At 72.4% G+C, this 15,506-nt stretch carries 15 protein-coding genes; 2 read left to right on the forward strand and 13 right to left on the reverse strand.

Features of this window, described 5'->3' with window-relative positions; translation table 11 throughout:
- The 10 genes from AB0J53_RS05285 to AB0J53_RS05330 form a co-directional block, all read right to left on the reverse strand.
- Nucleotides 1-1,485: a cation acetate symporter gene (locus AB0J53_RS05285; RefSeq protein ID WP_364168783.1), complete on the reverse strand. Its 1,485-nt coding sequence runs from the start codon at nt 1,483-1,485 to the stop codon at nt 1-3.
- Complete coding sequence (locus tag AB0J53_RS05290) at nt 1,482-1,862, reverse strand: hypothetical protein (RefSeq protein ID WP_219507430.1); 381 nt, start codon at nt 1,860-1,862, stop codon at nt 1,482-1,484. The genes AB0J53_RS05285 and AB0J53_RS05290 overlap by 4 nt, the downstream gene beginning before the upstream one ends.
- Nucleotides 1,859-2,608, reverse strand: coding sequence for a LytTR family DNA-binding domain-containing protein (locus AB0J53_RS05295; protein ID WP_219507432.1), 750 nt, complete (start codon nt 2,606-2,608; stop codon nt 1,859-1,861). Before AB0J53_RS05295 ends, AB0J53_RS05290 begins: the two co-directional genes overlap by 4 nt.
- A gap of 33 nt (nt 2,609-2,641) precedes the next feature.
- The gene (locus AB0J53_RS05300) at nt 2,642-3,820 is read right to left on the reverse strand and encodes a histidine kinase (protein ID WP_364168786.1); all 1,179 of its coding nucleotides are present in this window, start codon (nt 3,818-3,820) and stop codon (nt 2,642-2,644) included.
- Nucleotides 3,821-3,833: 13 nt separating this feature from the next.
- A complete protein-coding gene (locus AB0J53_RS05305) occupies nt 3,834-4,241 on the reverse strand; it encodes an HIT family protein (protein WP_364168788.1) in 408 nt (135 codons plus the stop codon).
- Entirely contained in the window at nt 4,238-4,948 is a 711-nt protein-coding gene (locus AB0J53_RS05310; RefSeq protein ID WP_357590730.1) for a DUF1838 family protein, read from the reverse strand. Before AB0J53_RS05310 ends, AB0J53_RS05305 begins: the two co-directional genes overlap by 4 nt.
- A gap of 18 nt (nt 4,949-4,966) precedes the next feature.
- The gene (locus AB0J53_RS05315; RefSeq protein WP_308125849.1) at nt 4,967-5,851 is read right to left on the reverse strand and encodes a YihY/virulence factor BrkB family protein; all 885 of its coding nucleotides are present in this window, start codon (nt 5,849-5,851) and stop codon (nt 4,967-4,969) included.
- A 54-nt stretch (nt 5,852-5,905) separates the two neighbouring features.
- Entirely contained in the window at nt 5,906-6,637 is a 732-nt protein-coding gene (locus tag AB0J53_RS05320) for a DUF3618 domain-containing protein (protein WP_364168790.1), read from the reverse strand.
- A complete protein-coding gene (locus AB0J53_RS05325; RefSeq protein ID WP_219507438.1) occupies nt 6,634-7,014 on the reverse strand; it encodes a phage holin family protein in 381 nt (126 codons plus the stop codon). Before AB0J53_RS05325 ends, AB0J53_RS05320 begins: the two co-directional genes overlap by 4 nt.
- Nucleotides 7,015-7,095: 81 nt before the next feature.
- The gene (locus tag AB0J53_RS05330) at nt 7,096-7,260 is read right to left on the reverse strand and encodes a hypothetical protein (RefSeq protein WP_219507439.1); all 165 of its coding nucleotides are present in this window, start codon (nt 7,258-7,260) and stop codon (nt 7,096-7,098) included.
- A gap of 102 nt (nt 7,261-7,362) precedes the next feature.
- Here AB0J53_RS05330 and AB0J53_RS05335 point away from each other — a divergent pair, with 102 nt between their 5' ends.
- Nucleotides 7,363-10,527, forward strand: a complete 3,165-nt coding sequence (locus AB0J53_RS05335; protein ID WP_364168793.1) for an SNF2-related protein — start codon at nt 7,363-7,365, stop codon at nt 10,525-10,527.
- Between the two features lies 1 nt (nt 10,528).
- Complete coding sequence (locus AB0J53_RS05340) at nt 10,529-11,278, forward strand: SWIM zinc finger family protein (RefSeq protein WP_364168795.1); 750 nt, start codon at nt 10,529-10,531, stop codon at nt 11,276-11,278.
- 17 nt (nt 11,279-11,295) lie between these two features.
- Here the strand turns inward: AB0J53_RS05340 and AB0J53_RS05345 are convergent, their stop codons facing one another.
- The 3 genes from AB0J53_RS05345 to AB0J53_RS05355 form a co-directional block, all read right to left on the reverse strand.
- Nucleotides 11,296-12,234 carry a YegS/Rv2252/BmrU family lipid kinase gene (locus tag AB0J53_RS05345; RefSeq protein ID WP_219507443.1) on the reverse strand — a complete coding sequence of 313 codons (939 nt, stop codon included), beginning with the start codon at nt 12,232-12,234 and terminating at the stop codon, nt 11,296-11,298.
- A 48-nt stretch (nt 12,235-12,282) separates the two neighbouring features.
- On the reverse strand, nt 12,283-15,030 hold the full coding sequence (locus AB0J53_RS05350; RefSeq protein ID WP_364168797.1) for an immune inhibitor A domain-containing protein: 2,748 nt from the start codon (nt 15,028-15,030) through the stop codon (nt 12,283-12,285).
- Between the two features lie 124 nt (nt 15,031-15,154).
- Nucleotides 15,155-15,496 carry a hypothetical protein gene (locus AB0J53_RS05355; protein ID WP_219507447.1) on the reverse strand — a complete coding sequence of 114 codons (342 nt, stop codon included), beginning with the start codon at nt 15,494-15,496 and terminating at the stop codon, nt 15,155-15,157.
- Nucleotides 15,497-15,506: the final 10 nt, after the last annotated feature.

Consider the following 15,506-nt stretch of genomic DNA (forward strand, 5'->3'; position numbering starts at 1 on the left):
TCACCCCCGGGGCCGCCAGTCGCCCCGGTCGAGGTCGAGGTTCTCCGGGGTGTGCAGGCGGACCATCGTCCTGGCCACGCCCAGCGGCACCCGGTCGGGCGTCAGGAACGACACCGACACCATCACCGCGAACGCGATCGGCACCGTCCACGCTGCGGGCTGGGCCAGCAGGGCGCCCGCCAGGCCCTCGTACGGGCCGCCGGTGATGGTGGCGAGCACGGCCGAGCAGGCCAGGCCGCCGCCGACGAACAGCCCGGCGAGCGCGCCGGTGGTGGACAGGCGCCGCCACCAGATGCCGAGCACGAGCAGCGGGCAGAACGACGAGGCGGCGACCGCGAACGCCAGCCCCACCACGTCGGCGACCGGCAGCGCCCGCGCCCACAGCGCCAGCCCGAGCGGCACGGCGACGGCCATGAGCGTGGCGATCCGGAACGAGCGCACGCCGCCCTTGAGCAGGTCCTGGGCGATCACCCCGGCGACCGACACGGTCAGCCCGGACGAGGTGGACAGGAACGCCGCGAACGCCCCGGCGGTGACCAGCGCCGTCAGCAGGTCGCCGAGCGTGCCGCCGACCATGCGGGCCGGCAGCGTCAGCACCACGGCGTCGGTGCGGACGAGGTCGGGCGCGTAGATGCGGCCGAGCCAGCCGTACAGCGCGGGCAGCAGGTAGAAGGCGCCGAGCAGCGACAGCACGACGAGCGTGGTGCGGCGGGCGGCCCGCCCGTCGGGGTTGGTGTAGAAGCGGACGAGCACGTGCGGCAGCCCCATCGTGCCCAGGAACGTGGCCAGGATCAGCGAGTACGTCGAGTACAGGGCGTAGTCCTTGGCCCCGGCCAGCGGCACCTGCCAGACGGCGGCGTCCACCGGGTCGAGCGCCGGGGCGCCGTCGGCCTTCCACGCCATCAGCAGGAACACCAGCGGCACGGCCAGCGCGGTCAGCTTCAGCCAGTACTGGAACGCCTGCACGAACGTGATCGAGCGCATGCCGCCCGACAGCACGTTGACCGCGACCACGACGGCCACCAGCAGCCCGCCGGCCCACACCGGCGCCCCGGTGATCGTGCGCAGCACCAGGCCGGCACTCTGGAACTGCGGCATCAGGTAGAGCCAGCCGATGAGCACGACGAGCACGCTGGCCGTGCGCCGCACCACCATCGACTCCAGCCGCGCCTCGGCGAAGTCGGGCAGCGTGTAGGCGCCGGAGCGGCGCAGCGGCGCGGACACCAGCACGAGCAGCACCAGGTAGCCGCCGGTCCACCCGACGGGCAGCCACAGCATGTCGACGCCGTAGCTGAGGATGAGCCCGGCCACGCCGAGGAAGGAGGCCGCCGACAGGTACTCGCCGCCGATCGCGGAGGCGTTCCACAGCGGGCTGACGGTGCGGGAGGCGACGTAGAAGTCGGAGGTGGTGCGCGAGAAGCGGATGCCGAAGGCGCCGATGAGCACGGCCGCGACCATGACGACGACGACGGCGGCCAGGCTCATGAACGGTCGACCAGGTCGGCGAAGTGGCGTTCGTTGCGCTCGGCCTGCCGGACGTACAGCCAGGCGCCGATGACGAAGGCGGGGTAGATGAGCCCGGCGAGCACCGCCCACGGGAGCGGGACGCCGAGCAGGTGGGCGTCGCGCAGCTCGGGGATGAGCAGGAACAGCAGCGGCAGCCCGCCCACGACGCAGCCGAGCACCGTGCACACGAACAGCGCCAGCCGGAACTGGGTGCGCAGCAGCGAGCGCATGTAGACCTCGCCGAGGTGGGTCTGCTCGTCGATCTCCCGGGTGGCCGGGCGGCGGGGCCGGCGGGCGGCGGCGGTGCGCGGGCTGGTGACGGCGGTGCGCCGGCCCGGCCGCGGCTCGGGGCTCACTCGTGCCGTCCCTTCCTGGCGCGGCGGACGAGCAGGTCGCGCAGCTCGCGGGTGTGGCGGCGGCTGACGGGCAGCTCGGTGTCGTGGACGCGGACCGAGCACCGGCCGGAGTCGATGTGCAGCTCCTCGATGTGCTTGACGGCGACCAGGTGGCTGCGGTGCACGCGCACGAACCCGGCCGCCGACCAGCGCTCCTCCAGCGTGGCGAGCGGGATGCGCACGAGGTGACTGCCGGTGGCGGTGTGCAGGCGGGCGTAGTCGCCGTGCGCCTCCACGTAGATCACGTCGGCGCTGGAGACGAACCGGGTCACGCCGCCCAGCTCGACCGGGATGGTGTCGCTCTCACCGCCGTCGGCGGGCACGTCGGCCGAGACGGCCACCCGCCGGATCGCCTCGGCCAGGCGCTCCGGCCGCACCGGTTTGAGCAGGTAGTCCTCGGCCTTGATCTCGAACGCGTCGACGGCGTGCTCCTCGTACGCGGTGACGAACACCACCCGCGGCGGGTTGGCGAACTGCGACAGCAGCCGGCCGAGCACGACCCCGTCGAGGCCGCGCATCCGGATGTCGAGGAAGACCGCGTCGATGGGCCTGCCCTCGGCGATCGCCCGGTCCAGCAGCCGCAGCGCCGCCGAGCCGTCCCTGGCGGTCGCCACCTCGCCGATCCGCGGGTCGGCACGCAGCAGGTACGACAGGTCTTCCAGGGCGGGAAGCTCGTCGTCGACCGCGAGGACCCGAAGTTGTGCCATAGACAGTGATAAAACCGACAACGAAGATCCAGGTCAACGGGCCGAGACGCCCGGGTGATACTTCGGCAACCTGACGTTGACCTTCGTGCCCGCCCCGCGACCGGTCTCGACCACCAGCCCGTACTCGTCGCCGTAGACCTGGCGCAGCCGCTCGTCCACGTTGGCCAGGCCGATCCCGCCGTCGGAGGCGGTCTCCCCGGCCAGGACGCGGCGCAGCCGGTCGGGGTCCATGCCGAGCCCGTCGTCCTCGACGCTGATGCTGCACTCGGCCCCGGCGTCCTCCGCCACGATGGAGATGCGGCCGACGCCGTCCTTGCTCTCCAGGCCGTGGCGCACGGCGTTCTCCACGAGCGGCTGCAGGCACAGGAACGGCACCGCCACCGGCAGCACCTCGGGCGCGATGCGCAGCGTGACCTGGAGCTGATCGCCGAAGCGGGCCCGCTCCAGGATGAGATAGCGGTCGATCGAGCGCAGCTCCTCGGCCAGGGTGGTGAACTCGCCGTGCCTGCGGAAGGAGTAGCGGGTGAAGTCGGCGAACTCCAGCAGCAGCTCGCGGGCCCGCTCCGGGTCGGTGCGGACGAACGAGGCGATCGTCGTCAGCGAGTTGTAGATGAAGTGCGGCGAGATCTGCGCGCGCAGCGCCCGCACCTCGGCCTCCATGAGCAGCGTGCGCGAACGGTCGAGCTCGGCCAGCTCCAGCTGCGAGTCGACCCAGCCCGCGACCTCCTGGGCGGCCCGGACGAGCCCGGCGGAGGCGTGCGTGCCATAGGCGGTCAGCGCCCCGACGACCCGCTCGTCCGTGGTGAGCGGCACCACGACGGCGTTCCTGACCGGGCATTCGAGCAGGTCGCAGTCGATCGCCAGGACCTGGGTGCGGCCGTCCTGCAAGGTCGCCCTCGCGTGCTCGAAGGCGTCCTCGGCATGATGGTCGCCGGCGCCGTCGTACACGAGCAGCCGCTCGCCGTCGGTGATGGCGAGCGCGGCCGAGCCGAGCAGCTCGCGCAGATGGCGCGAGGCCCGCTGGGCGCCGTCGGCGGTGAGCCCGGCGCGCAGCGGCGGCCCCGCCAGCGAGGCGGTGTGCAGCGTCTCGAACGTGGCCCGCTCCGCCGGGCTGGTGCCCAGGTCGCGGCGGCCCCGCATGACCCGCCACAGCACGATCGCGGGCACGCCGACGAGCACGGCCACCACGGCGACGCCGACCAGGTATTCCACCGTGCGGCCCGGCTCAGCCCAGCGCCTTGGCGATCCGCTCCGCGTAGGAGGCGGCCTCGTCGGCGGAGGAGTAGGTGGTGCGCGGCCAGAAGAAGCCGCGCAGGCCGTCCTTCTTGACCCGGGGCACCACGTGCACGTGCAGGTGGGGGACGCTCTGGCTGATCCGGTTGTTCATCGCGACGAACGTGCCGCCCGCCTCCAGGCCCTCCTCCACGGCGCGGGCCATGCGCTGGACGCTCTCGAAGAACGGCCCCACCCCGGTCAGGTCGGCGAGCGTCTCGGCGTGCGCGCGCGGCACCACGAGCACGTGCCCCTTGAACACGGGCCGGGTGTCGAGGAAGGAGACGGACACCTCGTCGGAGCCGACGATCGTCGCCGGGCGCTCCCCCGCGACGATCTCGCAGAACAGATCGGTGCTCATCGGCCGACCTTATCCGCGAACGCGGTCCAGCTCGTCACGTTGGGGGCCGACCACTCCTGCGGCGCGTGCAGGAACCGCTCCCCGGCGCGCTCGCGCAGCCTCGGCGGCACCTCGGCGCCCTTGCCGCCCCGGCAGTGGTAGACGAGCCCGCCCGGCCGCTGCGCCATCGCCATCCACGGCAGCCACGGCGACACCCGGCACCAGGAGAACACGCTCGGCACGTCCGGCAGCTCCGACTCGACGTCGGCCGCCCGGGCGAAGAACTGGAACAGCTCCATCGCCCGGTACGTGTCGTCCGCCGAGTTGTCCGGATAGTCGGCCACCTTCAGCGGCGACGGGTAGGCCAGGCGCACGTCCACGTTGAACACCACCTGCTCGCCCAGCCGCGTCACCGGCACCGGGTAGCCGCCCAGCCGCTGGTTGACCGGGTCGTTGAAGACGTGCTGCACCTCCACGCGGCGGCCGGTCAGCGGGTTGTCCCACACGTCGAGCACCTCGCGGGTGCGCGGGTCGAGGTAGAGGGCGGCCTCCCGGGTCAGCAGCAGCCAGCCGCCGTCGTCGCCGCGCACCGCCCTGGCCACGTTGACGCCCTCGAACCCGAACAGGTGATGCGGCCCGCCGCCGGGCTCCCAGCCATAGACGTCGCCGGTCCACGACGAGATCGTCTCCGCGCCGTCGGAGGAGGCGCGCACGCGGATGAAGTCCATGCGCGAAGCCTCTCACTTTCAGCCCGGCAGATCATCCGGCTCCGGCGGGTCGCGCGGCACCGCGTACGGCTCCCGCCCGGGGGGCCGGCCCTGGGCCGCGGCGCGCTCCCTGATGAGCTCGGCGTCCAGCTCGGCGCCGAACAGCAGCGCCATGTTCGACAGCCACAGCCAGATGAGGAACACCACGACCCCGGCGAGCGCGCCGTAGGTCTTGTTGTAGGAGCCGAAGCCCGCCACGTACAGCGCGAAGCCGCCCGAGACCAGCGCCCACAGCACGACCGCGAGCAGGCCCCCGGGCGTGATCCAGCGCATGCCCGGCTGGCGGACGTTCGGCGCCGCCCAGTACAGCACCATGATCAGGCCGGCCGCGATGAGCGCCAGCACCGGCCACTTGAGGATGTCCCACGCCGTCACGGCGGCGTCGCCGAGGCCGAGCGCCTCACCGGCCGCGGCGGCCAGCTCGCCCGTCAGCGTGACCGCGATCGCGCCCACGACCAGCAGGATCATCATCATGACCGTGAGGCCGAGCCGGAGCGGGGTCAGCTTCCAGAACGGGCGGCCCTCCTCGATGTCGTAGATCTCATTGCACGCCCGGATGAACGCGGCGATGTACCCGGAAGCCGACCAGAGCGCGACCAGCAGGCCGGTGATCGCCACCAGGCCCGCGCCGCCGGTGCTGCGCACCCCGCGCACGCTCTCCGCGATCAGGCCGCGCGCCTCCTCCGGCGCGAGCACGACGAGGGAGCCCACGACCGTGCCGAGGTCGTCGCGGCCCAGCAGGCCGAACAGCGACACCAGCACGATCAGCGCCGGGAACACCGACAGCACCGCGTAGTAGGTCAACGCCGCCGCCAGATCCTGGACGCGGTCGTTCTTGAACTCGGCGAACGTTCTTCTGATCACCCGCCACCACGACCGGCGTGGCAGCTCGGCGGGTCCTTCGGGGGCCTCCACGCGTCACTTGGCCTGGTTGCGCCTCATCATGCGGCGCACGACCAGGGCCACCACCGTCCCGAGCGCGACCATCACGAACACGGGGCGCTTCTTGACCTGCTCCGGCGTGGCGTCGCCGACCCTTTCGCCGACCCTGCCCGCGACCTCGTGCGCCTTGCCGGTCATCTCGTGCGCCTTGCCCTTGGCCGCGCCGGTCATCTCGTGCGCCTTGCCCTTGGCCGCGCCGGTCATCTCGGCCGTCTTGCCCTTGGCCGTCTCCGCCAGCTCCGTGGCCCTGTCCTTGGCCGTGCCTGCCATCCTGCCCGCCTTTCCTCTGGCCGTGGCCGCCGCGTCGGCTGCCCGGCTCTTGACGTCCGCCTTGTGCGCCAGGGCGCTCACCGTCTCGCCGAGCTCCCGGCGGGTCTGCCTGATGTCCTCCCGGACCGCGTCCGCGTCGTCACCCTGGGTGCGGTGCTCGCTCCCGGACCGTTTCGCGGCCCGGCCCCCGGTCAGGGACTCCTCCTCCGTGGCGCGCGACCTGACCGCGTCGGTGCGGTCGTCGGCCTGGGGAGGTTCGGGGATGAAGGTCTCATGCTCCTCGCGGGCCAGCTCGGCCTCGTGCGCGTTCTCGGCCGCGCCCGGCCTGGTCGGCGGCACGTTGATGGACTCGGCGTCCGTCGGCGTGCCGACGGTGGCCCGGCGCGCGCCGACCGTGCCGGCGTGCTGGTCGCTGCGTCCCGGATCGGTCTCGCTCATCGCCGCGCCCCTTCCTTGACCGCGTCGACGTCGGCCCGCAGGCTCGCGATGGTCTCGGTCGGGACCGGCGGCGTCGCCTGCTTCACCTTGCTCTTGCCGGCCAGCCCCAGCAGGGCGGCCACGATCAGCAGGACCACTCCGACGATGGCCGCGGCGACCCACGCGGGCATCACCAGCGCGAGCAGCATCACCACGGCGGCCACGAGCACCGCGCCGCCGAAGAACGCGACCAGCCCGGCCGCCCCGAACATGCCCGCGCCGAACCCGGCGCGCTTGCCCTTCTCCGTGAGTTCGAGCCTGGCCAGCCGCAACTCGTCCTTGACGAGCCGGGAGACCTGCTCGGAAAGGTCGTTGACCAGTTTGTGGGTGTCGTTCACGACGTCGCCTCCTCCGTCGCGAACCCGCCTACCCGAAGAGCCCGGCTTCTATCACCCCGCGGTTTTTCGCCGGGCCGGGTCCTACCGCTTGGCGGCGCGCAGGAGCAGGCCGACCAGCGACTCGACCGGCGACTTGGGCGCCTCGCACCAGTTGTCCGGCTTCTTGGGGGCGCTCCACGGGGACGGGAGCTCGCACGACGGAGCCGGCGGCTTGGGCCGCTCGCACCACGATCCCGGAGTATTCATGCCTCCAGTCTACGACTTGCACTGATTTTTCCCAGGAGCCGGCCAGTGCGCCGTCGGCGGACGCGGGCCACCGGCCCCTCCCGGCCCGGGTACCCTGCCGAGGTGCTGGTCGTGCATGGGGTCTGGGCCGGGGACGGGGTCGCCTTCTGGGCGGAGGACACCGCCCTCGCGCCGCGTGCCGCCCGTGGCCCGGCGCCGCGCGCCCATCCCTGGGCCGCGCCCGTCGAGCGCCTCCCTGCGGGCGGGCCGCGCACGCTGGAGCTCCTGCTGCCGGGGTCCGCGGCCGAGCCGCTCCCCTCCCCCGAGACCGGGCTCCTGTCCGCGGTCACCCGCCCCTCGCTGCGCCCCTGGCGCGTCCCCGCCGTGGTCCCGCCCCTGCCCGCCGCCATACACCTCCTCGCCCCCTCCCCCGCCCCAGCCGCTGACCCCGCCGCCGGCCCCGACCCCGACACCGGCCCCGACCTTGCCGCCGGCCCGGACTCCGCTCCCTCCCCCGACGCCGCCTCCGGCCCCGGCCGCGGCACCGGCCGCGGCACCGACGCCGGCTCTGGCTCCGCCGCCGGGCCCGGCCTCACCGGCTGGGGTGACGCCGTGCCGGGGGCCACGGTGCGGCACTGGCGGGCCGTCGCCGCGTTCGCGCGGGATCTCGTACGCCGCGGCCGGGTCGTCCCCCAGCTGGAGCTGACGGAGACCGACGGCGAGGCCCGGGCGGCCTGGCGCGCGGTCGTCACCGGCGCCGACGCCGCCTACTTCCGCGACCTCGCCCTCACCATGCCCCCCGCCTGCCGCACCTGGGCGGTCGAGCGCCCCTCCCACGAGGTGCTGCGCCAGGCCCTGGACGCCTTCGCCGACACCCTCGCCCGAACCGCCTTGAACGCCCGGCCCCCGCAAGCGGAAACGGGCACGGGCACGGGCACGGTGCAGGGGCGCTGGCTGGCCGCACTGGCCTCCCCCGACACCGCTTCCTCCGACACCGCCTCCCCCGACGCCGCCTGCCCCGATGACCCGGACCTGCGGCGGGCACTGGAGGAGTGGCGCCGCTCCGTGGAGTCGGCCGAGGGCGCCACCCGCGTGTGCTTCCGCCTCACCGAGCCGGTCGACCCCCCGGCCCCCGCCGGGGAGCACCGGTGGCGGGTGGAGCTGGCGGTGCAGGCGGCCGACGACCCGAGCCTGTACGTGCCCGCCGGGAAGGTGTGGGGCGGCGGGCCGGTGGCCGGGTTGCCGGCCGGGGCGGAGCGGGAGCTGCTGGCCGGGCTGGGCCGGGCGGTGCGGCTGTATCCGGAGCTGGACCGGGCGTTGCGGGTGCCGGAGCCGGAGGAGCTGGTGCTCGACACGGCCGGGGCGTTCGCGTTCCTGCGGGAGGCGGCGCCGTTGCTGCAGGCGGCCGGGTTCGGGGTGCAGCTGCCCCGCTGGGCGGGCCGGGCGAGGCTGGGGCTGAAGGTGACGACGCGGACGAAGACGCAGAGCGCGGCGGCGAGCCAGGGGTTCGGGCTGCGTGAGCTGGTGGACTTCCGGGTTGACCTGGCGGTGGGCGGGGAGACGATCGGCGAGGAGGAGCTGGCCGAGCTGGCCCGGCTGAAGGTGCCGCTGGTGCGGGTGCGCGGCCAGTGGGTGGAGCTGGACGAGCGGCAGCTCGCGGCGGCGCTGCGCGCGGTCGGCGGTGAGCGCGCCGGGGTGCTCCCGGCGGCGGAGGTGCTGCGGCACGTGGTCCAGGGCGACGACGAGCTGCCGCTGCTGGAGGTGGACGCCGACGGGGTGCTGGGCGAGCTGCTGTCGGGCCGGCCGGAGGGGCGGCCGGAGGGGCGGCCGGAGGGCCGGTCGGAGGGGCGGCCGGCTGTGATCGGGACGCCGGCGGGCCTGGACGCGACGTTGCGCCCCTACCAGGAGCGCGGGCTGGCGTGGCTGAGCTTCCTGTCGGAGCTCGGGCTGGGCGGGGTGCTGGCCGACGACATGGGGCTGGGCAAGACGGTCACCACGCTGGCGCTGCTCGTGCACGAGCGGGCAGCGGAGCCGACGCTGCTGGTGTGCCCGATGTCGCTGGTGGGCAACTGGCAGCGGGAGGCGGCGAGGTTCGCACCGGGCCTGCGCGTGCACGTCCATCACGGCAGCGGCCGGGACGCGGCGCGCATCGCGGACGCCGACCTGGTGATCACCACGTACGGGACGGCGCAGCGCGACCTGGAGACGCTGCGGCGGGTCCCGTGGCGGCGGGTGGTGTGCGACGAGGCGCAGGCGATCAAGAACAGCGGCACCCTCCAGGCGCAGGCGGTGCGGTCGATCCCGGCGGGCACCCGGCTGGCGCTGACGGGCACCCCGGTGGAGAACCACCTGGCCGAGCTCTGGTCGATCATGGAGTTCGCCAATCCGGGCCTGCTGGGGCCGAAGGCGCGCTTCCGCACCCGGTTCCAGGAGCCGATCGAGGCGCGGCAGGACGAGCAGGCCGCGCAGGCGCTGCGGCGGGCGACGGGGCCGTTCATCCTGCGCCGGCTCAAGACCGACGCCTCGATCATCTCCGACCTGCCGGAGAAGCTGGAGGTCAAGGAGTGGTGCACGCTGACGCCGGAGCAGGCGTCGCTGTACCAGGCGGTGGTGGACGACATGCTGGGCAGGATCGACGACAGCGAGGGGATCGAGCGGCGCGGCCTGGTGCTGGCGGCCATGGCCAAGCTGAAGCAGGTCTGCAACCATCCGGCCCACCTGCTGAAGGACGGCTCCCGGCTGGCGGGCCGGTCGGGCAAGCTGGCGCGGCTGGAGCAGCTAGCGGAGGAGATCCTGGCCGAGGGCGAGAAGGCGCTGCTGTTCACGCAGTACGCGGAGTTCGGCAGCATGCTGCAGCCCTATCTGGAGCAGCGGCTGGACCGGCCGGTGCTGTGGCTGCACGGCGGGCTGCCGAAGAAGGCGCGTGACCGGCTGGTGGACCGGTTCCAGCAGGACGACGAGCCGATGCTGTTCCTGCTGTCGCTGAAGGCGGCCGGGGTGGGGCTCAACCTGACGGCGGCGAGCCACGTGGTGCACGTCGACCGCTGGTGGAACCCGGCGGTCGAGGACCAGGCGACCGATCGGGCGTTCCGCATCGGCCAGCGCAGGAACGTGCAGGTGCGCAAGCTGATCTGCGCGGGCACCCTGGAGGAGCGGGTGGACGAGATGATCGAGCGGAAGAAGGCGCTGGCGGAGCGGGTGGTCGGCGCGGGCGAGGACTGGCTGACGGATCTGTCGACCGGGGAGCTGCGCGAGGTGTTCCGCCTGACGGCCGGGGCGGTGGGCTGACGTGCCGGGCTGGAGCACCCCGATCAGCGTCGAGGGCGGTATCCGGGCCAGGTCGCGGCGCGGTTCGATCGGCTCGACCTGGTGGTCGAGGCGGTTCATCGACGTGCTGGAGCGGATCTGCGACAAGGGCCGCCTGTCGCGCGGGCGCGGCTACGCCAGGGCGGGCCAGGTGCTGTCGATCGACCTGTCGCCGGGCCTGGCCAGGGCGTCCGTGCAGGGGTCGCGCCCGGCGCCGTACGAGGTGACGATCGCCGTCGAGGTGTTCGGCGAGGAGCTGTGGCAGGCGGTCGAGCGGGCGGTGGCCGAGCAGGCCGTCCACCGGGCGAGGCTGCTGGCCGGGGAGATGCCGGAGGAGATCGAGGAGCTGTTCGCGGCGCTGGGCGCCGACCTGTTCCCGCGCGATCTGGACATGGCGTGCTCGTGTCCCGACTGGGGTTTCCCGTGCAAGCACGTGTCGGCGGTGCTCTACCTGCTGGCCGAGTCGTTCGACGACGACCCGTTCCTGGTGCTGGCCTGGCGGGGGCGCGCCCGTGAGGAGCTGCTGGGCTCGCTGGCGGCGGGCGGCGGGGCCGCGCTGGAGGTGGCGGACGTGCCGTTCGCCGACCGGCTCGCCGACTTCTACGCGCCCGCCGGCACGGCCAGGCCCGAGCGCCGCCCGTCCGCCGTGGAGCCGGGCCTGCTGCTGCGCGTCTTCCCGCCGCCGGCGGGCCTGTCGGCGCCGCTGACCGAGCTGTACGACCGCCTGCGTTAGGAGACCGGCCGGGCGGGTTAGCGGTCCTCGAAGTCGGCGGGCACCATGACGCGCACCCCGTTGGGCACCACGCGCAGCCGGATCGGGGTGCGCAGCCGCACCTCGCCGTCGACGTCGGCGGCCATCGGCGGGTCGGTCTCCAGCAGCATCTCGCGGCCGACGACGAACGGCCCGCCCGCCAGGCTGCGCCAGCGCCCGGTCGTGGCGCGGGCCAGCGTCTCGACGAGCAGGCGCACCTTCTTGCCGGAGCCGAGCTGGTAGGCCACGAGCATGCCGTCGTCGATGCTGATGTCGCGGGCCACCTGCCAGCCGCCGTGGAAACGCCCGTTGGCGATGTTGAGCTGGTGAGTGAGCAGCTCGTGGCGCTGCCCGTCGACGGTGATGTAGGCGCGGAAGGGCCGGTGCCCCGGCAGCACGGTCAGCGCGGTCAGCGGGTAGGCGGGCCGGCCGAGCACCCGCTTGAGCCACGGCTTGACCTTGCCCGCGACCTCGACGGAGACGCCGAAGCTGGCCAGGTTGGCGAACGGCCGGTCGTCGGCCATGCCCAGGTCGATGTCGGCGACCTTGCCGGTGTCGAACACCCGGATCGCGCCGGCCAGGTCGAGCGGCAGGCCGAGGCTGCGGGCGAAGTTGTTGGTGGTGCCGAGCGGGAGAACGCCGAGCGCCACGTCGCGGTGGGCGACGTGGCGCACGGCGGAGGACAGCGTGCCGTCACCGCCGCCGACGATCAGCAGGTCGGGCCCGGTCGCCAGGGCCGTGTCGAGCAGGTCGCGCAGTCGCTTGGGGTTGTAGACGCCGATCTCGGCCAGCGGCTCGTAGCCCAGCTCGTGCAGCTGCTCGATCACCTCGAAGTAGTGGCGGCGGCCACGGCGTGAGCGAGTGTTGATCACCACCGCCACCCTGCGGTCCTGACGGATCGCCTCGGTGTGCTCGGCCTTGGTGCGCAATTCGCTCATGGTCATCAATGTTAGGGCCGCCGGGACACCGCCCGGCGGCCCCTTGGATCACTTCTTCGGCGGGGTCACCTGGACGAGCGCGCCCAGGTTGCCCGGCAGCGGGGTGACCAGCTTGAACTGGACGCCCAGCGCCTTGCCCTCGTCGCCGGGGTTGCCGGTGCCGAGGACGTGGCCGTTGCCGAGGTCGGTGCCGTAGAGCTCGGTCGCCGGGGTTCCGTCGACGTTGACCACGCGGGTGCTGTACGGCTGGTCGCCCTTGCTCGGGACGACGACGGAGGCGTCGAAGTCCCGGTAGTACAGCGAGCCGTCCTGCAGCTCAAGGCCCGGGTACCAGGTCTTGGCGTCGGTGAAGCTCGGCACGCCCTTCAGCGCGGGGACGTCCGTGCAGTACTCGCTGAACGGCTCGTCCGCGGCCTCGAGGCACTCCTTGAACGGGTAGGTCTTCTTGAAGGAGAACGCGGCGTTGGAGGTCTGCGAGCGGCCCTCCATGTTCTTGTGCCGTGACGGGTCCTTCGCGGCCGCCTCGCCGGTGCGGCGGAGCGGGTCGTAGTGCGAGTCCACGAGCAGCAGGCTGCCCTTGGAGCCGATGCTCGGCGCCGCTTCGAGGTTGTTGGCCAGCACGTTGTTGGTGTAGGTCGAGTCGCGGTACCAGACCAGCAGGCCCGGCGCGTTGTACTTGACCTTCTCCACCTTCCACGCCCCGTCACGCGAGTACGTGGTGTCGTAGGCGTACTGCAGGCCCTTGTCGAAGCCGTCGAAGTTGCGCCACTCGGCGAGGTAGAACCGGTCGATCTGGCGCTCGCCGTTGTTGATCGTCCAGCCCTGGCCGCTGGTGTTGGTGAACGTGCCGCCGAAGGCGCGCCAGCCGTTCTCGCCGTTCTCCACGTCGTCGCTCCACACGGAGGCGCCGCCGTTGGTGATCGAGAAGTCGTCGGCGTGCCAGCCGCGCGGCGTGAAGGCGGCGTCGGTGTTGTACGCCAGCCGCAGCTTGATCGTCTGGCCGGCGAACGGGGTCAGGTTGACGTAGTCGTGCCGCCAGCCGTCGGTGTTGCCGGTGATGCCGTACTTCTTGTTGCCGAACGTGGCGAGGTTCTTGTTCGGGTCCGGGTAGCCGTCGGGCGTGGTGATCTCGGTGCCGGCCTCGTCGTAGACCTTCTGCTGGGTCCAGGTGTTGCCGCCGTCGGTGGACACCTCGACGAAGCCGAAGTCCCAGTCGGCCTCGATCTCGTAGTTGTTCCACATCCAGAAGCGGACGTCGGTCCCGGCGGGCACCTGGATGTCGCGGGCCAGCGAGACGTTGGCCCACTCCTGGTCCATGCCGGACCACCAGGCGTTGGCGCCGCTGTGCGGGTCGATCATCTTCAGCGGCTCGGAGGCCAGGTTGACGCGGACGCCGTCCTCGGTGAAGCGGGGCGTGCGCGACGTCTGGCCGACCGTGACGAGCTTCTTGCTGTCACCCGGGTTGAACACCTTCGGGTTCGCCCAGCCGAGCACCCACTTGTCCCAGAGGCCCATGTGGGTGGGCATCGACTGGAAGATGGGGCCGGAGTGGGAGCCGCTGGACATCAGGTCCCAGAAGTCCACCGCGGAGCTGGCCTGGCCGGAGGTGTCGTACAGGTCGGGCAGGCCGAGGTCGTGGCCGTACTCGTGGGCGAAGACGCCGACGCCGGAGTCCTCGGGCTGCACGATGTAGTTGGAGATCTTCTTGTCGGTGCCGGGGACCTGGTAGCCGCCGGCGACCGCGCTGGAGTGCGCCCAGATGGCGTACGTGCCCTCGGCGCCGCCGTCGGAGGACTTGTCCTTGCCGGCGTGGACGAGCACGAGGTGGTCGATCACGCCGTCGGGCTCGGCGAAGTTGCCGTCACCGTCGGCGTCGGAGACGTCCTCGATGTCGTAGTCGGCCCACGGGAAGTCGGGCTGGGTCTGCGACAGGACGTTGACGGCGTCGATGGCGAGCTGGCCGGCGCCGAGCGGGTTGTCCGGGTGGCCCGACATGTCCTGCGGGACCCCGCCGCAGGCGGCCGCGCCGTACCACGCCTCGGAGTGCGGAGCCTTGATCCAGCCGACCGCGGAGCCGGTGACGGAGTAGGCGCCCTTGGACATCTCCTCGTACATCTTCTTCAGCGTGTGGCCGGAGATGTCGATGCCGGGCTTGCCGTCGCGCGGGTCCTTCAGGTCGGGGCGGACGCGCTCGGTGATGCCCTTGTCCGTGTAGAGCATCTTGTTGAAGTGCTCGGGGCTGAAGTCCTTGACCCAGAAGGAGTTGTTGTCCTTGTGCGGCAGCGTGGCCGGGTTCGGGATGTTGTTGTGCAGCGGGCCGTTCTTGAGCGTGCCGGCCGGCTCGACGACGCAGTCGTCGGGGGCGCTGTCGACGGTCCTCAGGCGGTTGAAGCCGGAGAAGTCGTCGTTGGCGTTCTCGTTGAACTCGACCAGCAGCGTGAGAAGCTTGGCGGTCTTCGTCTGCTTGGACTTTTTGAAGATCCATTCAGCGGGGTTTCGGCCGGTGCGGATGGCCTCGGCCTCGCGGGCCGCGAGCACCCGGGCAGCGGCCGGGTTTCCGCTGCTGAACTTCTGGTCGATCTTCTTCGCGGCGGAGATCGACCGCTTGTTCTTGCCCGGGACTCCCGGCTCGGCCGGCGGGTCGTCGTCCCTGGGTGGCGCGTAGTTAATGTAGTAGTCAGACGCGCTGGGCTGGTATGACGCGACCGAGTCGGCCTGAGCGCTGGGTACGGTCAGGGCGGCGCCGAGGAGGGCTACCGCCGGGATTGTGGCTAATAGGCGCTTCTTGCTGGGCACCAGTAACCCCTTCTGCCCGGGATCGCCGGGCGCAATGGCCATAGGGTCTTGCAAACCGGCACGGTAGACCGTTTCTAAAGATTGCGTAAAGTAGGTTGTGGAAATGTGATCAAACTACGACATTTCACAACAACCGCATCGCGGCAATGATCCCGCCCGTAACTGCTCCCCCGTAACAGACGACCGCGATGAACCCGTCGTACCGCCCGATCCCCAGCAGTTCCTCACTGGTGAACCTGATCCGGTGCGCCGCGTGGAACAGGCACAGCACCACCGCCACCACCAGCCCCGCCCGCACCCACAGCGGCTCCAGCAGCGCGGCCAGGTGCGCCGCGTCGGGCCAGCCGATCACGCCGAGCGGCATGAGCACCCCGAACAGCAGCGCCAGCACCGGCAGCACCAGCGCCGCGACGATCCCCCCGCCGCTGAACAGCAGCCACAGATACGGCTCAGGCGTCCTTCTCACGGCGTCTCCC

This window comes from Nonomuraea sp. NPDC049725 (genome assembly GCF_040674795.1).
GTDB classification, from domain to species: domain Bacteria; phylum Actinomycetota; class Actinomycetes; order Streptosporangiales; family Streptosporangiaceae; genus Nonomuraea; species Nonomuraea ceibae.

Bases quoted from the DNA above. Each gene is read 5' to 3' on its own strand.
- AB0J53_RS05285 (WP_364168783.1), bottom strand. From the start codon at position 1,485: ATGAGCCTGGCCGCCGTCGTCGTCGTCATGGTCGCGGCCGTGCTCATC.
- AB0J53_RS05330 (WP_219507439.1), bottom strand. From the start codon at position 7,260: ATGAATACTCCGGGATCGTGGTGCGAGCGGCCCAAGCCGCCGGCTCCG.
- AB0J53_RS05345 (WP_219507443.1), bottom strand. From the start codon at position 12,234: ATGAGCGAATTGCGCACCAAGGCCGAGCACACCGAGGCGATCCGTCAG.
- AB0J53_RS05305 (WP_364168788.1), bottom strand. From the start codon at position 4,241: ATGAGCACCGATCTGTTCTGCGAGATCGTCGCGGGGGAGCGCCCGGCG.
- AB0J53_RS05320 (WP_364168790.1), bottom strand. From the start codon at position 6,637: ATGAGCGAGACCGATCCGGGACGCAGCGACCAGCACGCCGGCACGGTC.
- AB0J53_RS05310 (WP_357590730.1), bottom strand. From the start codon at position 4,948: ATGGACTTCATCCGCGTGCGCGCCTCCTCCGACGGCGCGGAGACGATC.
- AB0J53_RS05295 (WP_219507432.1), bottom strand. From the start codon at position 2,608: ATGGCACAACTTCGGGTCCTCGCGGTCGACGACGAGCTTCCCGCCCTG.